The following is a 22,026-nucleotide window of genomic DNA, read 5'->3' as shown; positions in this document are numbered from 1 at the left end:
GAAGTATTTACATCGTTCAGAGAGATAATCAGCGTTGTCGGCGCACCCAAGTGTGGGATGCGTGGTCGCCAGTTCTTCGGAGCTGGAAGCCAACGATAACGTTGTCCAAGTCAAGTACACTAACCAAGTCTTCATCTTCTGGATGAAGGCGGGAAATTAGTATGCATGCTTTTGATCGGAAGTGACGAATGCGTTTTACAAAGGGGCGCATTGACGGATTTAGGTCTGTCTTCTTCCGGATCAAATCAAGCGCGATAAGGGCGTTTGGTGGATGCCTTGGCAGCAAGAGGCGATGAAGGACGTGATACTCTGCGATAAGCTTTGGGGAGCCGAGAATAGGCTTTGATCCAAAGATCTCCGAATGGGGCAACCCACCTGAATGTTGGTTATTGTTTACCGCGAGGTAATCAATAATCGGCATAACCAGGTATTTAAGGCCTGAATATATAGGGTTTTAAAAGCGAACCCGGGGAACTGAAACATCTAAGTACCCGGAGGAAAGGATATCAACAGATACTCCCCCAGTAGCGGCGAGCGAACGGGGACCAGCCGAGCCATGAGAATGACCAGAATGATCTGGAAAGATCAGCCATAGCGGGTGACAGCCCCGTATGGGAAGTTCGATTGGACGTATTAAGTAAGGCGGGACACGTGAAATCCTGTCTGAAGATCGGGGGACCACCCCCGAAGGCTAAGTACTCCTTGCTGACCGATAGCGAACCAGTACCGTGAGGGAAAGGTGAAAAGCACCCCGACGAGGGGAGTGAAACAGTTTCTGAAACCGGACGCCTACAAGCAGTCGGAGGGGCCTTGAGCCCTGACGGCGTACCTTTTGTATAATGGGTCAACGACTTGGTCTGTCTGGCAAGCTTAAGCCGGTAGGTGTAGGCGCAGCGAAAGCGAGTGTTAAATGCGCGACATAGTCAGACGGATCAGACCCGAAACCAGATGATCTAGCCATGTGCAGGCTGAAGGTTGGGTAACACCAACTGGAGGGCCGAACCCACACCTGTTGAAAAAGGTCGGGATGACGTGTGGCTAGGGGTGAAAGGCCAATCAAATCTGGAGATAGCTGGTTCTCCGCGAAAGCTATTTAGGTAGCGCCTCGGACGTATCCTCTCGGGGGTAGAGCACTGCATGGATGATGGGGGCCCACAGCCTTACTGAGTCTAAGCAAACTCCGAATACCGAGAAGGACTATCCGGGAGACACACGGCGGGTGCTAACGTCCGTCGTGGAGAGGGAAACAACCCTGACCAACAGCTAAGGCCCCCAATTCGTGGCTAAGTGGGAAAGCATGTGAGACTTCCAAAACAACCAGGAGGTTGGCTTAGAAGCAGCCATCCTTTAAAGATAGCGTAACAGCTCACTGGTCTAATTAAGAGGTCTTGCGGCGAAGATGTAACGGGGCTCAAGCCACGAGCCGAAGCTTTGGGTGCACGTAAGTGCGCGGTAGCGGAGCGTTCTGTGATATAGAACGCTGCCTCTTCTGATCCTTACCCGGGTCAGCGGAGGCATTGTTCTGACTGTGAAGCCGGGCCGTAAGGCATCCGGTGGAGTGATCAGAAGTGAGAATGTTGACATGAGTAGCGACAAACAGGGTGAGAGACCCTGTCGCCGAAAGTCCAAGGGTTCCTGCTTAAAGCTAATCTGAGCAGGGTAAGCCGGCCCCTAAGGCGAGGCCGAAAGGCGTAGTCGATGGGAACCAGGTTAATATTCCTGGGCCAGGAGATGGTGACGGATTGCGACGGTTGTTCTTCCTTACTGGATTGGAAGGGCCGCTTAGCAGTTCCTGGAAATAGCCCTCCATGAGACCGTACCCGAAACCGACACAGGTGGACTGGTAGAGAATACCAAGGCGCTTGAGAGACCACATTTAAGGAACTCGGCAAAATACCTCCGTAAGTTCGCGAGAAGGAGGCCCGGTTTGCAGGCAACTGTGGGCCGGGGGCACAAACCAGGGGGTGGCGACTGTTTACTAAAAACACAGGGCTCTGCGAAGTCGCAAGACGACGTATAGGGTCTGACGCCTGCCCGGTGCCGGAAGGTTAAAAGGAGATGTGCAAGCATTGAATTGAAGCCCCGGTAAACGGCGGCCGTAACTATAACGGTCCTAAGGTAGCGAAATTCCTTGTCGGGTAAGTTCCGACCTGCACGAATGGCGTAACGACTTCCCGCTGTCTCAAATGTGGACTCAGCGAAATTGAATTGTCTGTGAAGATGCAGACTTCCCGCGGTTAGACGGAAAGACCCCATGCACCTTTACTATAGCTTCGCACTGGCATCAGGACTGCGATGTGCAGGATAGGCGGTAGGCTTTGAAATCGGGACGCCAGTCTCGATGGAGCCATCCTTGAGATACCGCCCTTCGCACTCTTGATGTCTAACCGCGGCCCGTTATCCGGGTCCGGGACCCTGCGTGGTGGGTAGTTTGACTGGGGCGGTCGCCTCCCAAAGAGTAACGGAGGCGCGCGAAGGTTGGCTCAGAGCGGTCGGAAATCGCTCGTTGAGTGCAATGGCAGAAGCCAGCCTGACTGCAAGACTGACAAGTCGAGCAGAGTCGAAAGACGGCCATAGTGATCCGGTGGTCCCGAGTGGAAGGGCCATCGCTCAACGGATAAAAGGTACGCTGGGGATAACAGGCTGATGATGCCCAAGAGTCCATATCGACGGCATCGTTTGGCACCTCGATGTCGGCTCATCTCATCCTGGGGCTGGAGCAGGTCCCAAGGGTATGGCTGTTCGCCATTTAAAGAGGTACGTGAGCTGGGTTTAGAACGTCGTGAGACAGTTCGGTCCCTATCTGCCGTGGGTGTAGGATACTTGAGAGGAGTTGCCCCTAGTACGAGAGGACCGGGGTGAACGTTCCACTGGTGGACCAGTTGTCGTGCCAACGGCAGTGCTGGGTAGCTATGAACGGACAGGATAAACGCTGAAGGCATCTAAGCGTGAAGCCCCCCTCAAAACAAGGTATCCCTTGAGAGCCGTGGAAGACCACCACGTCGATAGGCCGGAGATGTAAGCACAGCAATGTGTTCAGTTGACCGGTACTAATGGCTCGATTGGCTTGATTTGATCCGGAAGTGGCCAGACCAGCCACTCCCAAAAGCATCCTTGGACAACATTACGCCCGGAAAACCGGCGCAACGCTGACGCTTCTTATCCGATCTGGTGGACATAGCACGAGCAAAACACCCGATCCCATCCCGAACTCGGCCGTTAAGTGCCGTAGCGCCAATGGTACTGCGTCTCAAGACGTGGGAGAGTAGGTCACCGCCAGATCTGATAAGAAGCGAATATCTCTCTAAACGATGAAAAACACGCACCAATCAAAAAAAGATCGGTGCACCCGTGCGCCAAGCACACCTGTCGCGGGGTAGAGCAGCCCGGTAGCTCGTCAGGCTCATAACCTGAAGGTCGTAGGTTCAAATCCTACCCCCGCAACCAGAAATACCACCATATTACAGCAGCTTATGCCAAATCCGGACGTGTGGTATTCCCATACCAACCCCGCGACTCAACACAGACTCAACAAAATAAGAGTTGCGTGAGAAACGACGGCGGGGCCGCACATCCGCAGGCGATTGACCCGCTTGCCGGAACGCGCATACTGGACCGGAACCGACAGGCCGGGATCTCCAGATGATCGAAGAAGAACCGAACATCGTCACGTCGGGCAAAAGCCAGCGCGTCATCATCGACGGCTATCCCTTCTCCATCGAAATTTACCGTGCCGAAACGGATCAGAACTGGATGCTTGAGGTCGTCGACAAGGATGGCACCAGCCATGTTTGGGACGATCAGTTCGTCTCAGACATTGATGCCAGAAATGCCGCCGTTCGGGCGATCGAAGAAGAGGGCGCCGTCGCGTTCATGCGCGGTGATAATGTCATCCAGTTTCCAGAACGGTGACGCGCGGCACTCATAGCGCCTGCTCACACACGACCGGCCCGAAAGAGCCATTCAACATGTTTCCCGTCGCTGCACTGCGGCCCGCCAGACCTGCCATTCGCTGCGACCGCGAAGTCTAGTCGTCGGCAGACTGACAGCCTGGGTTTCAACGACCACGATTAACACCGCAATGATTGCTCTAGGCTCCAGACCCATTGATTTCGGGCTGTTTGCGTGATTCAGGCTCTGCAAGGAGACCTGATTTATGAGCAACCTTTTCTGGCTGACTGACGCGCAGATGGAGCGTCTGAAACCCTATTTCCCGAAATCCCACGGCAAGCCACGCGTTGACGACCGGCGTGTGCTGAGCGGCATAATATTCATCAATCGTAATGGCTTGCGATGGTGCGACGCGCCGACGGACTACGGCCCCGCCAAGACGCTCTACAACCGCTGGAAGCGCTGGAGCGAGAACGGGACCTTCGCCCGGATCATGGTGGGCCTCGCCGCCGAGAGCGCCGAACACAATACGATCATGATCGACGCGACCTATCTGAAAGCGCACCGCACGGCCTCGAGCCTGCGGGTCAAAAAAGGGGGCGCGGGCGCCAGATCGGGCGAACGAAAGGCGGCATGAACACGAAACTGCACGCCGTCACCGACGCGAAGGGCCGGCCGATAGGGTTCTTCATGTCCGCCGGACAAGTCAGTGATTACACCGGGGCAGCGGCACTTCTGAACAGCCTGCCGGAGGCGGATTGGCTGCTGGCCGATCGGGGCTATGATGCCGACTGGTTCAGAGATGCCTTGAAAAACAAGGGAATAAAGGTTTGCATCCCGGGTCGGAAGTCGCGCAAGAAACCCGTCAAATACGACAAGCGGCGCTACAAACGCCGCAACCGCATCGAAATCATGTTCGGCCGACTCAAGGATTGGAGGCGCGTCGCCACCCGATACGACCGTTGCCCCGAGACCTTCTTCTCTGCAATCCTGCTCGCCGCGACCGTCATCTTCTGGTTATGATCAAGAACGAGTCCTGAGCCTAGCCGACGGGTCGGAGAGGGCGGCGGTCAGATCGGCGATTTTCGCGCGATAGACCTCGGTGAGGTTTGGATGCAGCCGCAGTGCAGGCTGCTCGGGGTCTCGGCTAGTTTGAACGGAAATACTTGTAACATTACCCTCCAATGTGCTGGACACACTTGGACTTGATGGAGAGACTGCAGTCGGTTATTAGCAGAAGGTATGCTGACGGTAAGCATGGATAGATATATGCGAAGAGTATGGACTATACGCTGCCTCAACACCGTTTTATTTCCGCTATATAATATACTAAAAATCAACTGTTGCGACGCAGTTATATGGCGATAATCAGAAAATATAGGCTCTTCTAGTCGAATCTTCGAGAAATATGAAAAGGACTTTAATGACCCTCCCCAACCTGTTAATCGTCGGCGCTCAGAAATCCGGTACAACCTGGCTTCATAGGGCCCTGGCAAAATCAAAAAATTTCTGGGGGAGCGATCCCAAGGAATTAAATTTCTGGAATCAAAAGAAAAGAAACATTGAAGAATACAAAAAGTATTTTGCGGATGCGCCGCCGGAAATAACTTACGTCTACGAATCTACGCCCACCTATCTCCGTCTGCCAGGAAAAGAAGTAGATATAGCTAAAAATATTAAGGAAGGACTTGGAGATATACCTTTATTATTGATGATACGTGATCCGCGTCATCGCTATCTGTCAGCCTATACTCATCATATGTTGAAAGGAAGATTGGAGCTGGTAGAGGAGATAACTTTAATTTCAGATGAGTTCTTGATGTTAAGCTTGGGGCTATATGCAAAAATGCTCTCTCATTATAAAAATTATTTTTCAAAAATTTATGTCCATACTTATGAAGAGCTTCTTGAAAGTCCCTCGGGGTTATTTGAGCGCATATGCGCTGAACTGAGTGTAAAAAGCGATTTGAAAGAAAAAGACCTTCTATTCAGAGCGAACGACAAAAATATAAAAAAGAGGAGCGCTGGAATTGACAAGTTGCCGGTGCTCTCCGCGGAGGCAAATCAAAGCTTGTGCGATTTCTATAGGGAAGACGTCGAAAATATGTCTAAGTTAATAAATAGAGACCTGTCCCACTGGCTGAACTGAGTAGTGTTAGAGTGTCGATTATCTGGGCTTTGACGACTTGGGCTTTGTTGCACAAATCAGGGTCTTATCGTACTTTCTCTCTCCCTAACGGCTTTATCCTGTGGCCTGTGTGATCGGCATGCCGAGAGCGTTTGAGTGCAGCGATGCCGACTTGGATTTCCGCAGCATGCCGGTCAAAGTCCCGCGCCATGAGACTTTGCCAAACAGTTTTATGCAGTGCATGTTTGTCTGAGGCGGCTTCAACGATGGATCCGCTCTATCGTCGTGCCCTTCACTGGGTTTCTGCTCCACCTGCGACCAGAGCCCGGCCCAACTTGAAACCGGACCATAAAGCGAACGAGATCGAGCGAAGAGTAGATCATTGGCTTTTTGGCGGAACATGAGATTGGTCCTGCTCCCTGAAACTGGTCCGAGTTGATTGCGAAATTTTGGGTACATTTCTGGCACCAGAGGAGTGTACCGATGCCGAAGAAAAGATTCAGCGACGAGCAGATTGCTTTTGCGTTGAGGCAAGCAGAGGCCGGAACGACGGTCGGCGAGATCTGCCGCAAGATGGGGATCGCGGAAGCGACGTTTTATCGCTGGAAGAAGGTCTATGACGGCATGGGCGTGTCCGAGATCCGGCGGCTGAAGCAGCTTGAAGACGAGAATGGCAAGCTGAAGCGGCTGGTCGCGGATCTGACATTGGACAAGACCATGCTTCAGGATGCGCTCAGAAAAAAGTGGTGAAGCCTGTCCGACGTCGCGAGGTTGTCCGGCACTATCAAGGTGTTTTTGAAGTGTCGGAGCGCCGGGCCTGCAGGGCCATGGGCTTTGGGCGGGCTTCTCACAGATACCAATCCAGGCGCGATCCGGCAGTGGAATTGCGGATGCGCCTGAAGGAATTGGCCGAGAGCCGGGTGCGGTATGGATATCGTCGTCTGCATATCCTGCTGCAGCGCAAGGGGTGGCATGTGAACCACAAGCGGCTGTATCGACTTTATTGCGAAGAAGGCCTGTCGATCCGGACGCGCAGCCCGAAGCGGCGCCGCGCCTCCCGCTACCGGTCCGGCCGATCCGAAGCCGACGGCATGAACGATGTCTGGGCCATGGACTTCATGTCGGACCGTCTGTTCGACGAAAAACCCTTCCGGATCCTGACCATTATGGACTGCTTTACGAGAGAAGCTCTTGCGACGGCTGCGAGAACAAACTTCCGGGCCTGCCAGGTCATCGCCGAACTGGACCGACTGGCGCGGATCAGGGGCAAGCCCCGGAGCATTCGAGTCGACAATGGCCCGGAGTTCGCAGGTCGGCTTCTGGACCAGTGGGCATATTTGAACAAAGTCGAGTTGGACTTCTCCCGACCCGGAAAACCAACGGACAATGCCTACATCGAGGCGTTCAACAGCCGACTCCGCCAGGAATGCCTGAACGCATCATGGTTCCTGTCGATGGATGACGCCCGAACCCGGATCAACAACTGGAGAACTGACTACAATGAAACCAGGCCGCATTCCTCGCTCGGCAACTTGACGCCGAGCGACTTTGCAGCACAACTAAACGAAACCCGAAAGGTCGCATGAAGGCCGGAACAGAAACGGGGTGAGTTCCAATAAACACCGGGCTCCAGTCACGGCTGGATGAAAGTTCAGTGGCAGGTCCACATGGCCGAGCCTCACCAGACTTGGCAACAATTTGCATACTACCGAGATATATGTCTAAACCTCCTGAAGACACAGGAGCAATGATGCGCTACACGCTCGGCCTTGCCACGATGGATAACAGCGCCGCGGCGTTGTTTTGCGATGGTGACCTGATCGCCGCGATCGAGGAAGAACGGCTGAGCCGTATCAAGAATGATGGCAGCTTTCCGCATCTCGCTATCGCAGAGGTTCTGCAAATTGCCGGGATTACCCTCGCGGATCTGGACAGGATCGCGGTTTATTGGCAGCCTTGGCGGGTGAAAACGCGAGCCCTTGGCAGCTTGCGCAAGATTACCGCCAGTCCGGCGGCCAGAGCTGCTGTCACAAGCCGGATCCGGGACATGTTTGCGCCCTCGGGACAGGAAGAAAAGCCGGACGGGTCATGGGGCGACCTGTTCCGTTTGCGGCGTATCCTGACATCAGAGCATGGCCCGACCAAGGCAAAGCTGCATTTCGTGGATCACCACCGGTCCCATCAGCTTTATGCTGAAACGATGCGCGACTGGTCCGACTGCGTATCGCTTTCCTATGATGGCGGCGGAGAGGCGCATTCCACAGTGCTGACTGTCCTGAAAGGCAACAACCGGGACGTGCTGACACGGCATCGCTGGCCGAACTCTCTGGGTCATTTCTATTCGACCTTCACGGGATTTCTCGGTTTCCGGATGCTGGAAGGCGAATACAAGATGATGGGGCTTGCGCCTTATGGGGAGCCGGTCTGGCGTGAGACGATCCTGAAGGAAATCCTGCATCTGGACGATGACGGGCGATATCGGCTGGATACGGTGCTGTGCGATTACCACGCGGCGCTTAAAGGCGTGTTCCATCCTCGCCTGTCAGAGCTTTTCAGCCCGCCTCGCGCACCCGATGAAACACCGACCAAAGCGCATGTTGATCTTGCCGCAAGCGTTCAGGCCGCACATGAGGCGGCGCTGAAGCATGTGTTGCAACCGGCGCAGGATGCATATCCCGAACTGAAGCGGCTGGCTCTGTCCGGCGGCTGTGCGCTGAACGTCACGGCGAATGGCCGACTGCTTGAGGACGGTATCTTTGATGAGATCATCATCCCGCCCGCTCCGCATGATGCGGGCTGTGCGATCGGTGCCGCGCTTTCTGTACTGCCGGCTGCGGTCAATCGTGAAGCGGTGCGCAGCCCCTATCTTGGCCGGGATTTCAGTCAGGACGAAATCAGTGCAGCCCTCTCCACGCATTGCCATCGCATACCGGACGCCATGGATGAGGCAAAGCTGATCGACCGGACAGCAACCATGCTTTCCGAAGGCAGACTGGTCGCCTGGTTTCAGGGCCGCGCAGAATTCGGGCCGAGGGCGCTTGGGGCGCGCTCTTTCCTTGCCGATCCGCGCCGGGATGAAATCAGGGATGCGCTGAACGACAAGATCAAGAAGCGGGAACTGTTCCGCCCCTTCGCACCCTCGACAACCGAAGAGGCCGCCGCCGATTTCTTCGCCATCGCGCAGACAAGCCCCTATATGAATATCGTGGCGAAAGTTCGCGATGACCGCGTCCCGGCAATCACTCATGTCGATGGTACGGCACGGGTTCACACCGTATCGGCCACCGCGCACAGGCGGTATCATGCACTCATCACCAGATTCGGGGAAATAACCGGGGTGCCGGTACTGTTGAACACCTCATTCAACATTCAGGAACCTATCGTCTATTCGCCGGAACAGGCATTGGCGACCTTTGCCGCATCAGGAGTCGATGCGCTTGTGATGGGCGATCACATCGTGATGCGGGACGATCTGAAATGAGCCTTCACCTCAGCATAGATTTCGAGGATATCGCCCATGACCAGAAGCGCGATCTCGGGCTATGGGAAACCGGACCGCTTCGCATTGATGCCCTTTGGCGCAGCTATGAAGAAATCGACGGTTTCCTTTCGGCGCATGGCGGCAACAGAGGTCGGCATGCCACTTTTTTCTGCACCGGCGTCATTGCCAGCCAGGCCCCTGACTTGATTGCCCGCATGGCGGCGGACGGTCACGAAATCGCCTGTCATTATTATTTCCATGATGAGATGGACAGGCAGAGCATTGATGTGGTGCGCGATATGCTGGCTCGCGGTCGTGATGTTCTTCAGGATGCATCTGGCCAGCCGGTCGAAGGCTTCAGAGCGCCGAAATTTCGTATCGACCGGCAGGGTGTAGAACAATATCGCGCCGTTCAGGATATTTTCGGATATGACAGCTCTTTTCCGACCGGTAACCTCACCGAGATTGAGGCATTCCGCAATCGCGCAGGGCTGGACCGGCTGCGTATCCTGCCGATCTATTCCGGCAAGCTGGCCGGGCGGTCAATGCGTTTGGGCGGCAGCTACCTAAAGCTGTTTCCTGCGTCAGTGGGACGCCGTCTGATCGCCGACGCAGAAAAAGCTGGATTTGCGCCGCATATCTATCTTCATCCCTATGAATTTACCCCAAGCGGTGCTTACCGGCTTTCAGCGGCAGAACGTCGGCCTCTTGGTCTCCGTCAGAGTCTGTATTGGGGGCTTCGCCAGAACCAGTGGCACATGGTGGGCAACAGATCGCTACCCGCAAAGCTCGCCAGGCTGATACCGAAAGACGGGCTTGCCGGGCGGCTTTGCGACGGACCGGCGAAAGGCGAGCATTACGCCTGACATTCGCGGACCTAGCTTCAGCGATTTAGCCCGCTTTGACAAAGGGGATAATAGTTGAGCCTGAACTTGATTCAAGCTGGCATCTACGATCGACGCTGGCGTGACACGAGACATGATGTTGGACGAGGAGCCTACGTTCCTTGAACGGTTCTTTCTTGCGTTTCGAGCACGAAATGAACACCAACTCACCAACCGCCGCCCTGTTCCAGTTGAGATTTCCTGGACCGCTCGCACTGGCGCTCTTTGGTGTGACCTACCGGAAGATCATTTGGTTTCCTCATTTTTCAACACAATCTAGTAGACCGGAGGCCAGTCATGCACTAACTGTCAAAACAGATAGCTCAGTTGGGGCCGATCACTGGCCAAACATTTGAGAGATATGAAAATGCCCGCACCAACCGACGCCACGCTGGTCGATGTAGGATTGTCTCGGCGGTAGTATTTTCGATATTGGAAAAAGTGTAGCGGCAGGTCTACGACTAATTTTTATGATATAAAGCTAACAACGCCACGAAATTAGATATGTAAGTAGGGTCTAATGAGAGAAGAAGCTGCCAACCCAGAAGCCTCGTCGCCTCATCAAATCCAATCAAAGGTCGGTCTCTTTTGGTGGAGACAAAAACCAAACTTTGGCGACGACCTTTCACAGCATGTCGTAGAATTAATCTCTGGTAAACCTGTAATGTGGCAGGACCCAAAAAATGCAGAGCTTTTCGCCATTGGTAGTTTGGCCGACAGGATCCTGAGAACACACGACCAGCCGCGAGAGGGTAAACGACCGCTGCTCTGGGGGACCGGCATGCTCGGACCAGTCGATGTTAGACTAACCGAGATTGTAGATATTCGCGCCCTTCGTGGCCCGTTATCGGCTACTATTTTGGGCGTTCGCAACCTCCCCTTGGGCGATCCAGGACTATTCGCTTCAGATCTTAACCTACCGCGTCCGGAGTGCGATGGAAAAATCGGCGTAATCTTACATATTACTCAGGGAATGGATCGAAGAGTGTTGCGCCAGCTTCGTCGCTCTGGGCGGTTTAGATTTATTGATGCAGCCCGCTCTGCACCGGAAGTCATCGCTGATATTGCTCGGTGTAGACACGTATATTCATCCAGTTTACACGGGCTGATAGTATCGGATTCTTTTGGAATTCCTAATACTTGGCTGTCAGGGCCAAATATACATCGGACTCCTGAGTTCAAATTCTTCGACTATGGTCTTTCTATATCTCGCCCATTCTGTAAACCTCTTGATGCAGTCTCCATTTTGGATCACTCATCTAGCTTGCCGACTAAAGCGATAGCTGAACTACCTTACGCTCTCGGCATTGAAAATTCCAAGGCCGCGTTAAAGTCCGCGTTTCCGATGGAGCTGCATGAAATCGGGTCCTTCTAAGTGTGGATCGGTTATAAATTCTGACCGTTGGTCGTCTAGGCTGTGTTGACAAAAGGGATTCACACGAGGCGCGTGGCATGATTCAAGCTGGTATCTGCGATGGAGAACAGCTTGGCACGAGACCTCATGTCGGACGAAGAATGGACGTTCTTCGAGCGCTTCATCCTGACGGTCCGCGCTCCGAACGGACGCAGGCCGTCCAACCACCGCCTCGTCCTGGATGGCATTTTCTGGATCGCTCGAACGGGGGCGCCATGGCGTGACCTGCCTGAGGAGTTTGGGAAATGGTCCAGTGTCTACCGCCAGTTCCGACGTTGGACCCTGGCGGGGCTATGGGAGGAGATCATGGAGGCGTTGAACGAAAGCGGCGCCGTCCCGGACGCGCTCCAGATGATCGACAGCACCGTGGTTCGCGCTCACCATCAGGCAGCGGGCGCTAAAGGGGGACTCCGAGACAGGGTTTCGGCCGTTCAAGGGGTGGTTTCACGACCAAGATCCATCTCCGCGTCAATGCGCGTGGCTTGCCCATGAGGACGGATATCACGCCGGGACAGACCTCGGACTATACCGGCTTCGATCTGGTCATGGCTGACAACTTGCCCGAGCCGAGTGTGCTGCTGGCGGATCGCGGCTACGACGCCGACAGCATCCGCAGGACCATGGAGGCACGAAATGTGCTGCCGGTCATTCCGATGCGCAAGTCGCGGAAAAGGCGTATCGGCGTCGACCGTTCCCTCTATCGGCTGCGCAACCTGGTCGAGCGGTGTTTCAACAAGCTCAAGAACGCCCGCCGCGTCGCCACCCGCTATGACAAGACCGCAGAAAGCTACCTCGGTTTCATCGACATCACGTCAATCCGCCTCTGGCTCCGCCATTTGTCAACATGACCTAGGCTCCAGACCCATTGATTTCGGGCTGTTTGCGTGATTCAGGCTCTGCAAGGAGACCTGATTTATGAGCAACCTTTTCTGGCTGACTGACGCGCAGATGGAGCGTCTGAAACCCTATTTCCCGAAATCCCACGGCAAGCCACGCGTTGACGACCGGCGTGTCCTGAGCGGCATAATATTCATCAATCGTAATGGCTTGCGATGGTGCGACGCGCCGACGGACTACGGCCCCGCCAAGACGCTCTACAACCGCTGGAAGCGCTGGAGCGAGAACGGGACCTTCGCCCGGATCATGGTGGGCCTCGCCGCCGAGAGCGCCGAACACAATACGATCATGATCGACGCGACCTATCTGAAAGCGCACCGCACGGCCTCGAGCCTGCGGATCAAAAAAGGGGGCGCGGGCGCCAGATCGGGCGAACGAAAGGCGGCATGAACACGAAACTGCACGCCGTCACCGACGCGAAGGGCCGCCCGATAGGGTTCTTCATGTCCGCCGGACAAGTCAGTGATTACACCGGGGCAGCGGCACTTCTGAACAGCCTGCCGGAGGCGGATTGGCTGCTGGCCGATCGGGGCTATGATGCCGACTGGTTCAGAGATGCCTTGAAAAACAAGGGGATAAAGGTTTGCATCCCGGGTCGGAAGTCGCGCAAGAAACCCGTCAAATACGACAAGCGGCGATACAAACGCCGCAACCGCATCGAAATCATGTTCGGCCGACTCAAGGATTGGAGGCGCGTCGCCACCCGATACGACCGTTGCCCCGAGACCTTCTTCTCTGCAATCCTGCTCGCCGCGACCGTCATCTTCTGGTTATGATCAAGAACGAGTCCTGAGCCTAGGTCATGTTAACAAATGACGGAGCCAGAGGCGGATCGACGTAATGTTGATGAAGCCGAAGAAGCTTTCCGCCGTCTTGTCCTGTCGTGTAGCGATCCGGCGGACAACTTTGCTCGCGATAAAACCAATAACGAAGACCTCTTTCATGATGATACTCAATAAATCTATTTTTTCGGCAACTGAATTTATCATAGATGATTGCCGTGTCATTGCGGGGCGTTTTCAATGATCTGTTTGAGCGATTCTGCAGTAAAGCTCGGGAAATATTCCGCAACGCGCTGCTGAATTTTCTCCTGCTCGATTTCTGTCATGAATTTAGGATCGTATTGCATAGCTCGCGATAGCTTTTCTTTAACCCGCATCCGTGTATCCGAAGCGTCATGAGACACATGAATATAAGCCAAAGGTTTAGGGTCTAGCATCGATGGCACATATTGATAGGCCACGTTATGCATTCCCTGGTAGGGACTTCGAATTTGCCCCGGTTTATTCACATAAGCCCAGGCGATTGCGATATAGGGCTCGAACTTACGCAAAAGATGCGCCTTGCCGTCATGCATTGTCAGGAAAAAGCCACGAGGAAAGCTCAGCAACTCATTTTCCCGAGCCCGGTTGGCACAACCACGAAGCAAAGAGATCATATCTGAGCAGATTGCATCGTCGTCATCGAGCCGGAAATGAACCGTGTTCTCTGTCAGGCCCGCTGTCATTTCCTTTAGTCGCGGGTTAATCTCATATGTCACGTGCTCAGCAGATGAATAAATTACTTCTATCTGGGGAATATCCGCTGTCAGTGAGTTCAGTCGTTGTTTGTATTCATCGGGCATTACTTCCGACGACACAACTAATATCCTGAAGTCTTTATCGGTTTGAGCGCGGATCGAAGGCAGTGTAATCTTCTCAAAGAAATAAAAGCGCTGCTCCATTCTAAGGGGATCATAAAGAATCCTAAACCTTTCCTCATCATCGGAAACCCGCCGTGACAGCCGTGTGTCACTACGCCCCAAAAAGGAAAACCTGATATAGCCAAAAACCTGGTTCATTCAAGCACTCTTCTTTTCATTGAAGTCCAGTCCATGCGCCCGGCAGCAAGCCAGATGCGCCTCGAAAACCTCGTCGTAGTCAGGATGATCCGGCTCAAGAGGGGCCATTTGCCACCAGTCGTTTTGTAAATCATACATTTCACATTCTCCGGTTTCGTACCTGATAAAGCGATATCGCCCCTTGCGCACCGATGCACTGTCACGCTTCAGTGTCGGAACTGTGCGATCAGGCCATTCCTTTGTGCCATTCATCAATGGCACAAGCGAGCGACCGAGTCGCCCCTCCATTTCGGGCAGATTAGCAATGTTCAAGACAGTCGGTCCTACATCAAGCAGAGCAACCGGATCCTCGATCCGCTGCGGGCGAGGGCTGTCGGGATCGTAAATGATAAGCGGAACATTGGCGACCTGCTCCAGAAGCGTAGACTTCCCAAACCGACGCTTTTCGCCCAGATGCATCCCATGATCAGCCAAGATGATAACTATGGTATTTTTTGCGTGCTCTGAGGCTTGAAGAGCATCCCAGACTCGCCCGAGATGGTAGTCTCCATGCGACATCGCAGAGAAGTAATTCCGGATGCTTAACTTCCAGTAACGCGTCTTGTGCGTTTTGAAATTGGCCCAACTAGGAATGGGATCTGTTTTCTCCGGATCTATTTCGGCCGACCATTCGGGCGGGTATTCAAAAAGCGAGGGTTTATAAAGATCCTTGAATCTTTTGGGTGTCATGAAGGGTGTGTGCGGACTAAAGAATCCAACTTCGCGGTAGAATGGCTGGTCCCGATCATATATTGAAATAAAGTTGATAAATGAGTTTGCCGACTGGTCATCATAATATCGTGCGTCATCTTTCGGATCTGTGGTCGAAACGCCGCCCCCAGATCCGCCGGTAATATCAGCAGGAACATTGGGATTGTGTTTCATGTCTGCAGAAAAATACTTTCGTTCATCCGAATAAAGGATGTCGTGAACTTCCTGAGGCAAGGGCTTGTAGCCATGGTGGATCTTGCCGCCCGAAGAACAGAAATAACCATCGACTTTAAGCTGATACGACCATGTATCCTGCGGCCTCAACCGCTGGAATGCCTTGGCGTTATTATGTACACCTGTCACATGCGGAGGCTGCGAAGACATGAGACTGGCCCGTGAGGGACCGCAAAGCGGGGATTGGCAGTAAGCTGAATGGAATGCTGAGGAAACCTGGCAGATACGATCAAGATTGGGGGTCTTTAATTCTCCGCTAAAAATCGTCTTATAGCGCCAGTAGGCGATGGCATCATCAAAACTGATGACAAGAATGTTCTTTTTCATCTTCTCTCTATCTGATGCTAGAAGAGACAAACTCTTCCAAATGCTGTCGGGTAGAATCTTCGTCTAACGAACTGATAGAGTTCGTCATCAAGCGAAGCACCAACACGACATTGGCATTCTGTGACAGGACCACCCACCCTGTAAAGGCCGAGTTTACATTACAATTCCAGGCGCCTATACGGTTCCTTGGGTTCCCGCTCGCCGGCCCCGGAAACCATCGTACCGATGGGTCACAGGCCGTTCATGCACTAACAATCATGATGGACCATTCAGCTGGGGCCGATCAGCCGGACCATATACGGTATGAACTCCAGCTAGGGTCAGGACTCGTTCTTGATCATAACCAGAAGATGACGGTCGCGGCGAGCAGGATTGCAGAGAAGAAGGTCTCGGGGCAACGGTCGTATCGGGTGGCGACGCGCCTCCAATCCTTGAGTCGGCCGAACATGATTTCGATGCGGTTGCGGCGTTTGTATCGCCGCTTGTCGTATTTGACGGGTTTCTTGCGCGACTTCCGACCCGGGATGCAAACCTTTATCCCCTTGTTTTTCAAGGCATCTCTGAACCAGTCGGCATCATAGCCCCGATCGGCCAGCAGCCAATCCGCCTCCGGCAGGCTGTTCAGAAGTGCCGCTGCCCCGGTGTAATCACTGACTTGTCCGGCGGACATGAAGAACCCTATCGGCCGGCCCTTCGCGTCGGTGACGGCGTGCAGTTTCGTGTTCATGCCGCCTTTCGTTCGCCCGATCTGGCGCCCGCGCCCCCTTTTTTGACCCGCAGGCTCGAGGCCGTGCGGTGCGCTTTCAGATAGGTCGCGTCGATCATGATCGTATTGTGTTCGGCGCTCTCGGCGGCGAGGCCCACCATGATCCGGGCGAAGGTCCCGTTCTCGCTCCAGCGCTTCCAGCGGTTGTAGAGCGTCTTGGCGGGGCCGTAGTCCGTCGGCGCGTCGCACCATCGCAAGCCATTACGATTGATGAATATTATGCCGCTCAGGACACGTCGGTCATCAACACGGGGCTTGCCATGGCTCTTGGGAAAGAAGGGTTTGAGGCGCGCCATCTGCGCTTCTGTCAGCCAGAAAAGATTGCTCATTCAAAAGGTCTCCTTGCGGAGCCTGAATCACGTCAAACGCCCGAGATCAATGGGTCTGGAGCCTAGTCATGCACTAAGAATCAAAATGGCCCACTTAAGCGGGGCTGATCAGGAGCGCTGATCATGATTGCGGATGCGCTTTTCGGTCTGACCTGTCTCCGGACCCTTCACGCCAGTAAGCAGTGCAACTCGGCGATGTTGTAAATGGCGTGCTTCATGTGCGAATTGTGGCGGGATTTTACTTGGAGGGAGAAATGCGAGGAAGCAGTTGCTGCACACCGGAGACGACCAGAGAGCCCACGACCGGTCCTGTTGAGATGCTTCCGGCTGCCGCACCTCGTCCCGATAGCGATACGGTACTGATCTCCGGGGGCAAGGCTCTTATCGGAACCGCCCGGCCATTACTTCCTCAGGATGGCGAAGGTTCATTGCGGGAGAAGCGCGTTGCATCTTTCCGGATCGGTGTGGCCTGCGTGACTAACCGGCAATTCGCAGGATTCATTAAACAGACCGGTTTCGTGACCGAGGCAGAGCGCTTCGGCTGGTCCTATGTCTTTCATCACCATGTCGCCGAGGGCGTCGGTCCGACACAGGGCGTTCTCGATCTGGAATGGTGGCGGCGTGTCGATGGCGCGACCTGGCGCAATATCACCGGCGATGGGGTGGATGCCTCTGTTGCTCTGCCGGATCACCCCGTTGTACATGTTTCATGGAACGATGCCCGCGCCTATGCAAACTGGGTTGGCGGACGCTTGCCGACAGAAGCAGAATGGGAACATGCTGCCCGGGGAGGTCTCGGTGATGCACGATTTCCTTGGGGCGATGATGAGCCGGACGATACCGGTTTCTTCCCGTGCAATATCTGGCAGGGCCGGTTCCCCGAAGAAAACACCGCAGCGGACGGATATCATGCAACGGCTCCTGCGAGATCTTTCGAGCCGAACGGGTATGGGCTTTATAATATGGCTGGAAATGTGTGGGAATGGACCTCCGAGCCATTCGTCGTCCGCTCTCAACGACGCGCGGCACGTGCGGCGGCAGAAGGGAAGAAGGGATATCGTCTGCTGAAAGGTGGCTCGCATCTGTGTCACAGGAGCTACTGCTATCGCTACAGAATTGCAGCCCGAACCGGGAACTCACCGGATACGACAACCTCACATCAGGGGTTTCGGGTGGTCTGGCCCGGGGGGTAAAAGCGACCGGCAGATTTGGTAATGTTGCGAATATTTCCGTCGCTTGAGTCCAAGCCATTGGCTGGATGCAGTTATCCCGCGAGGGCGGCGAATTGCGCGAAGACGGTTTGCCCCTAGCTTGGCAATTGACCTTTGCGGATCATAGAGCGGCCTCGATCCCGGCCAAGGTCGCCTGCGCGGGAACGAACGATTTGAAGCCCTGTATATCGGGCCGGTAATCCGCTTGATGAAGCGGTGATCCTGTTCAGCGATGTTGTTGAGATACTTTACCTGCAGCACCTCAATCAACCAGCACCAACCGCTTAGGATCAGCAGGATGCTCATGTTGTCTAAGCCGGCTAAATTAGCCCCGCTCTTGTGAGATATGCGCAGAAATTGGTGATGCCTGATCAAGCATCGGTTTGACCTTGGTGGACGCCGTCGCGGAATTTAACCCCTTGGATGATTTCCGGCAGGCGGTTCTGTCCGTCGAGTTTGCGCCATTTCTTCTGCGCGGACATTATCAGCTTGAATGCCATGGCCAGGCCTGTCTTGCGGCTGAGACAGCCCTTGGTGCGTTTTGTGCGGTGCCGGACGGTCGCGAATGTGCATTCTATCGGATTTACGTCCGGAAGTGATTCTAGTGCTCGGCCGGTAAATCGTAGAATGTCAGCAGCGCGGTCAGGATGTTCATGGTCTTGTGAGCCCAGCAGCGCTGTTCCTTCGTCGTCGCAAACACCTCGCGCAGGGCTGTGCATATGCCGAATGCGCCATCGCCGATGGCAAGCTTTGGATCCTATTTCAGGCAGCAGCGCCTGAGATTGAGCATTACCTAGCGCCAACTCTGGGTACTTTCGCGAAAACCGTCGGTCATGATCAGAAGCTCCTTGCGACCTTATTCATCGGCTCCGACAATCACCAATACGCATTGCTTTTCATCAGACATGCGAGGCTTGAGGTAGACGCCATCGGCCCAGACGTAGAGAAATCGCCGCGTTCCAAGGTCGCGTTTCTGCCATGCTTCGTAGTCATTCCACCAACCCGCTTTCAGTCGCATGACGGTCTTGGTCGACAGGCCCTTGGCGTTCGGCGCCAGATGTGCTTCCAAAGCCTCGCTTAAATCGCCCGTGGACACACCCTAGAGGTAAAGCCAGGGCAGCAGGTCTTCGACCGACTTCGCCTTGCGCAGATATCGCGGCAGAATGCTGGGCGTGAAGCTGATCTTGTCTTCGCCAAGGCCGCGGTTCCCGCAAAAGAGGCATCTTCACGGTCACGGGACCGACCCTGGTCAGCACCTCGCGTTCCGGCAAGTGTCCATGACGCACCTGGCGTGCCCGCCCATCTTGCAGCTTTTCTCCGGCAAACGCGGCCATGAGCGTCGCCAGCTCCGCATGGATAGCCTGTCTGATCAGCTTGCGCGACTCGACGCGAAAGACCTCGGTGAATGGGTCGGGGTCAAATCCTGATGAATCGGGAAGCTGAATGATGGTAGTCTATGATATGTGGCATATCCCAGCCTGTCGCGTTGATGCACATTCACGCGAAAAGACCAAACCACTTGCTTCCTCGTATCCGAGTAGATCAAACCCGGCCCATATTTTTGAACGACATGCTAAAATTGGTAAAATCACCCAATCGAATGCTCATTCTCTGTCCAGTCTGCTTTCATCGCAAATTAGCTCTATCTCTTCGCCATCCACATTTTCGCGCTTGCCTCCGAATTCAGCTGCCAGCGAGCCAGAGAAAAAGTGGTTCATCACCAGGTCCACGCCAAACATGCTCACGTTGCGCAGGTCAGCTTCAAAAAACATTCCTCGCGCAGGATGAGACGAAATGATTTCGTATGACGGGAAATAATGAATATCCTCAAACTCCTCGGATAACTCCCCTGCAACCGAACGAAGAACCGATTTAGAATAAGTAGTCGCGACCAGAACGTGATGCTCGGTCGCCGTTGCTGCCAGTGGGACAGGCGAAACAGTCAAAAGCATGCGCGCATTGGCATTGACCTCGCGCAAGCGTTTCCAGAATACGACCATATCGCTCAATACGTCGGAATGCCGAAGATTGTTCAGCCGGTGCCGGGCCGGGTCATAGGTGCCCGCCACCGTTCCGGGCGCGACGGCAAACATCGTACCATCGTCGGTATTCTCCCACCCTTCCGTCAGCCCCATAGTGAAGACAAAGACGTCGAGCTCCGCAAACATGCGGCGCACCGCAGCGAGATGGCGTTCGCGCAGCTTCAATACGATTTCGGCGCTGTCCTGCCCAACAGGGTCGATACTCGCACGCAGCGAGTCGTAGAAGCGTCCGTTTTTTTCCCAGACTTGCTCGAGCGGCTTGCGCAGGCCATGTGCCTCGTCGAACAGCTGAATCAACTGACGAGTCGTATAGACGTTGCCATAGCGACAGGAAAATACGCCATATCCCCACCGGCGTGCATCTGCTGCCGATCTGAACAGCGGCGGGGCGGGCTCCATATCCATGAAGGCTGCTCCGCGTGCGCCAAGGTTGTTGCCGATATGCTGCGCAAAACAGCTGCCGGCAGTCGCTATCTTGTCTTTCTTCTGCAAGGGCATAGGATGCCAAATATCTGCAAGATCGGCATAATGCCTGCTGCCGACCGACGCCCGCCAGAAGGCTCGTTCGGGCTGGGTTTTGTATGGGTTTTGAGGAACTACATTTGCAGGCATTACCATGTCAGCTTTTTCAGGGTTGGCGCAGTTGATAGTCGCGAAGCATGGCGGCAAGTTGAATGTCGCCATCCGTATTCTGTATTGTTGCCCCGGCGGAATGTTTGTCAGCCGATACCATTGGACCTATCGCACTGGTCAACCTATGATGATTCATCATAAGATCATCCGGCTTGGTTGAGGGAGACAGAAAGGCCGCTTGCAACCAAGGCATGTAGGCTTCTGCTGTAACCGCGCCGTTATGGCCCAGCAGCCCCCAGAAACCGGAATTGACAACGAAGCGAGCTTCTTTGACCTTTGCGATCGAGGCGAGGAAGGGGGCGAGTTGGCCCCGCATGTGGTAATAATCGCCTGCGCTTTGCAGATAGATCACCGTATTCGGTCGGAGCGTCTCGTACCAGCGGCAAAGATCGGTGCAGATTCTATCCGCCAAGAGAGTGCCTGAGTCCAGAGACGGCCAGCACGCCTTCCGATATCTCTTGATGTGTGCGGGATAAAAGCGACGCATGTTAGTCTGAGGATTCGCGGCTACTACGATGCTGCCTGGCACCAAGCTGGAGTAGTAAAGTGCAGCAAACCCTCCACCTGATGGTCCGAAAAACACATTTCTATCGAACTGCCCTGCTTCGATAATATGTTGGAACAGTCGCGGCAGTATTTCCTGGGCAGCAAACCCGTCATGTCCGGCATACCATGATAGGCTGAAAGAGCCTTTCAGCAACATGGAAGGATCGGAAACGCAAAGCTGCGCAACCTCTTCCCCCAACCCCGGGACATAGGGGGAAAACACTGGAGGCGTTCGCTTGGCGCGATTAACCGCACCGTGGAAGGAAACCAGAAGATGCTTGCTTCGTTCGGATGCCCTGAATTTCACCGGAATTACAGCACCATCGATCATGACCTCGATAGGCGTTTCCCCGCTGCTGTAGCGTGGAAATTCGTCCAGTCTAGGCATTCGAGTACAACCCATTGTGGCAAGCAGTGCTGCCGCGACACTAGCTGTCGAGATGAGGCGGATCAAGCGTATTTCCGGCGGATTGATTCTCCCCCATTGAAGTGGTCCGCCGTTATTATGAGAAAACGGAGGATTGGAATGATCCTCACCCCGTTTCTGTTCCGGCTTTCATGCGACCTTTCGGGTTTCGTTTAGTTGTGCTGCAAAGTCGCTCGGCATCAAGTTGCCGAGCGAGGAATGCGGCCTGGTAGTAGGCTACAGATCA

15 protein-coding genes, 1 tRNA gene, 2 rRNA genes and 4 pseudogenes are annotated in these 22,026 nt (G+C 54.4%); 13 read left to right on the top strand and 9 right to left on the bottom strand.

Translation table 11 applies throughout. From position 1 onward, the window contains the following. Nucleotides 1-243: 243 nt before the first annotated feature. The 6 genes from PAE61_RS15180 (at nucleotide 244) to PAE61_RS15155 (ending at nucleotide 6,040) form a co-directional block, all read left to right on the top strand. A 23S ribosomal RNA gene (locus tag PAE61_RS15180) occupies nucleotides 244-3,075 on the top strand. Between the two features lie 92 nt (nucleotides 3,076-3,167). Beyond that, nucleotides 3,168-3,282 (top strand): 5S ribosomal RNA (gene rrf, locus PAE61_RS15175). 88 nt (nucleotides 3,283-3,370) lie between these two features. Beyond that, nucleotides 3,371-3,447, top strand: a tRNA-Met gene (locus PAE61_RS15170). A 195-nt stretch (nucleotides 3,448-3,642) separates the two neighbouring features. Next, nucleotides 3,643-3,912, top strand: coding sequence for a hypothetical protein (locus PAE61_RS15165; protein ID WP_271113186.1), 270 nt, complete (start codon nucleotides 3,643-3,645; stop codon nucleotides 3,910-3,912). Nucleotides 3,913-4,156: 244 nt separating this feature from the next. Continuing rightward, nucleotides 4,157-4,914 (top strand): IS5 family transposase gene (locus PAE61_RS15160; protein ID WP_271112274.1). Its coding sequence is split into 2 segments (ribosomal slippage): nucleotides 4,157-4,493 and nucleotides 4,493-4,914, totalling 759 coding nucleotides; the frame shifts between segments, so codons are not numbered across the junction. A gap of 400 nt (nucleotides 4,915-5,314) precedes the next feature. Next, nucleotides 5,315-6,040 (top strand): sulfotransferase domain-containing protein, encoded by a 726-nt coding sequence (locus tag PAE61_RS15155; protein WP_271113185.1) that lies wholly within the window; start codon nucleotides 5,315-5,317, stop codon nucleotides 6,038-6,040. Between the two features lie 93 nt (nucleotides 6,041-6,133). Here the strand turns inward: PAE61_RS15155 and PAE61_RS17650 are convergent. Then, a pseudogene (locus PAE61_RS17650) lies at nucleotides 6,134-6,271 on the bottom strand (IS5/IS1182 family transposase); the annotation flags it as partial. A 231-nt stretch (nucleotides 6,272-6,502) separates the two neighbouring features. Between PAE61_RS17650 and PAE61_RS15150 the strand changes: the two are divergent. The 6 genes from PAE61_RS15150 to PAE61_RS15125 all read left to right on the top strand — a co-directional run bounded on the left by PAE61_RS15150 (nucleotide 6,503) and on the right by PAE61_RS15125 (nucleotide 13,471). Then, a protein-coding gene (locus PAE61_RS15150; RefSeq protein WP_271113184.1) for an IS3 family transposase occupies nucleotides 6,503-7,605 on the top strand; the annotation gives its coding sequence in 2 pieces (ribosomal slippage) (nucleotides 6,503-6,755 and nucleotides 6,755-7,605; 1,104 coding nt in all). 164 nt (nucleotides 7,606-7,769) lie between these two features. Next, nucleotides 7,770-9,500 (top strand): carbamoyltransferase family protein, encoded by a 1,731-nt coding sequence (locus PAE61_RS15145; RefSeq protein WP_271113183.1) that lies wholly within the window; start codon nucleotides 7,770-7,772, stop codon nucleotides 9,498-9,500. Continuing rightward, nucleotides 9,497-10,366: a polysaccharide deacetylase family protein gene (locus PAE61_RS15140; protein WP_271113182.1), complete on the top strand. Its 870-nt coding sequence runs from the start codon at nucleotides 9,497-9,499 to the stop codon at nucleotides 10,364-10,366. The genes PAE61_RS15145 and PAE61_RS15140 overlap by 4 nt, the downstream gene beginning before the upstream one ends. A 538-nt stretch (nucleotides 10,367-10,904) precedes the next feature. Continuing rightward, nucleotides 10,905-11,759, top strand: a complete 855-nt coding sequence (locus PAE61_RS15135) for a polysaccharide pyruvyl transferase family protein (protein WP_271113181.1) — start codon at nucleotides 10,905-10,907, stop codon at nucleotides 11,757-11,759. Between the two features lie 99 nt (nucleotides 11,760-11,858). Continuing rightward, nucleotides 11,859-12,646, top strand: a protein-coding gene (locus PAE61_RS15130) for an IS5 family transposase (protein WP_271112960.1) whose coding sequence is annotated in 2 segments (ribosomal slippage) — nucleotides 11,859-12,198 and nucleotides 12,198-12,646 — 789 coding nt in all. Because the reading frame shifts where the segments join, the coding sequence is not laid out codon by codon here. A 67-nt stretch (nucleotides 12,647-12,713) separates the two neighbouring features. Then, nucleotides 12,714-13,471, top strand: a protein-coding gene (locus PAE61_RS15125) for an IS5 family transposase (protein ID WP_271112270.1) whose coding sequence is annotated in 2 segments (ribosomal slippage) — nucleotides 12,714-13,050 and nucleotides 13,050-13,471 — 759 coding nt in all. Because the reading frame shifts where the segments join, the coding sequence is not laid out codon by codon here. Nucleotides 13,472-13,495: 24 nt separating this feature from the next. Here the strand turns inward: PAE61_RS15125 and PAE61_RS15120 are convergent. The 4 genes and pseudogenes from PAE61_RS15120 to PAE61_RS15105 form a co-directional block, all read right to left on the bottom strand. Continuing rightward, a pseudogene (locus PAE61_RS15120) lies at nucleotides 13,496-13,603 on the bottom strand (IS5/IS1182 family transposase); the annotation flags it as partial. Between the two features lie 95 nt (nucleotides 13,604-13,698). After that, complete coding sequence (locus tag PAE61_RS15115; RefSeq protein ID WP_271113180.1) at nucleotides 13,699-14,535, bottom strand: glycosyltransferase; 837 nt, start codon at nucleotides 14,533-14,535, stop codon at nucleotides 13,699-13,701. Next, nucleotides 14,536-15,846 carry a sulfatase-like hydrolase/transferase gene (locus tag PAE61_RS15110; RefSeq protein ID WP_271113179.1) on the bottom strand — a complete coding sequence of 437 codons (1,311 nt, stop codon included), beginning with the start codon at nucleotides 15,844-15,846 and terminating at the stop codon, nucleotides 14,536-14,538. Nucleotides 15,847-16,183: 337 nt separating this feature from the next. Then, nucleotides 16,184-16,941 (bottom strand): IS5 family transposase gene (locus PAE61_RS15105; RefSeq protein ID WP_271113178.1). Its coding sequence is split into 2 segments (ribosomal slippage): nucleotides 16,184-16,605 and nucleotides 16,605-16,941, totalling 759 coding nucleotides; the frame shifts between segments, so codons are not numbered across the junction. 254 nt (nucleotides 16,942-17,195) lie between these two features. Here PAE61_RS15105 and PAE61_RS15100 point away from each other — a divergent pair. Then, entirely contained in the window at nucleotides 17,196-18,134 is a 939-nt protein-coding gene (locus PAE61_RS15100; RefSeq protein ID WP_271113177.1) for a formylglycine-generating enzyme family protein, read from the top strand. Nucleotides 18,135-18,247: 113 nt separating this feature from the next. Here PAE61_RS15100 and PAE61_RS15095 read toward each other — a convergent pair. The 4 genes and pseudogenes from PAE61_RS15095 to PAE61_RS15080 all read right to left on the bottom strand — a co-directional run. Next, nucleotides 18,248-18,491: pseudogene (locus PAE61_RS15095) on the bottom strand (DDE-type integrase/transposase/recombinase); the annotation flags it as partial. Nucleotides 18,492-18,523: 32 nt separating this feature from the next. Then, nucleotides 18,524-19,600 (bottom strand): annotated as a pseudogene (locus PAE61_RS15090) (IS256 family transposase). A gap of 156 nt (nucleotides 19,601-19,756) precedes the next feature. After that, nucleotides 19,757-20,878 (bottom strand): GSCFA domain-containing protein, encoded by a 1,122-nt coding sequence (locus tag PAE61_RS15085; protein ID WP_271113176.1) that lies wholly within the window; start codon nucleotides 20,876-20,878, stop codon nucleotides 19,757-19,759. Then, nucleotides 20,823-21,827 carry a hypothetical protein gene (locus PAE61_RS15080; RefSeq protein ID WP_271113175.1) on the bottom strand — a complete coding sequence of 335 codons (1,005 nt, stop codon included), beginning with the start codon at nucleotides 21,825-21,827 and terminating at the stop codon, nucleotides 20,823-20,825. The genes PAE61_RS15085 and PAE61_RS15080 overlap by 56 nt, the downstream gene beginning before the upstream one ends. Nucleotides 21,828-22,026 lie beyond the last annotated feature (199 nt).

Origin of the sequence: Paracoccus aerodenitrificans (assembly GCF_027913215.1) — a bacterium.
Taxonomy (GTDB): domain Bacteria; phylum Pseudomonadota; class Alphaproteobacteria; order Rhodobacterales; family Rhodobacteraceae; genus Paracoccus; species Paracoccus aerodenitrificans.
The sequence above is the reverse complement of the archived record's forward strand: the minus strand, read 5'-3'. Positions and strand labels throughout refer to the sequence as shown.

Coding starts and splice junctions, on each gene's coding strand:
- PAE61_RS15135 (WP_271113181.1), top strand. CDS start 10,905: ATGAGAGAAGAAGCTGCCAACCCAGAAGCCTCGTCGCCTCATCAAATC.
- PAE61_RS15165 (WP_271113186.1), top strand. CDS start 3,643: ATGATCGAAGAAGAACCGAACATCGTCACGTCGGGCAAAAGCCAGCGC.
- PAE61_RS15100 (WP_271113177.1), top strand. CDS start 17,196: ATGCGAGGAAGCAGTTGCTGCACACCGGAGACGACCAGAGAGCCCACG.
- PAE61_RS15140 (WP_271113182.1), top strand. CDS start 9,497: ATGAGCCTTCACCTCAGCATAGATTTCGAGGATATCGCCCATGACCAG.
- PAE61_RS15145 (WP_271113183.1), top strand. CDS start 7,770: ATGCGCTACACGCTCGGCCTTGCCACGATGGATAACAGCGCCGCGGCG.
- PAE61_RS15155 (WP_271113185.1), top strand. CDS start 5,315: ATGACCCTCCCCAACCTGTTAATCGTCGGCGCTCAGAAATCCGGTACA.
- PAE61_RS15085 (WP_271113176.1), bottom strand. CDS start 20,878: ATGGCGACATTCAACTTGCCGCCATGCTTCGCGACTATCAACTGCGCC.
- PAE61_RS15115 (WP_271113180.1), bottom strand. CDS start 14,535: ATGAACCAGGTTTTTGGCTATATCAGGTTTTCCTTTTTGGGGCGTAGT.
- PAE61_RS15110 (WP_271113179.1), bottom strand. CDS start 15,846: ATGAAAAAGAACATTCTTGTCATCAGTTTTGATGATGCCATCGCCTAC.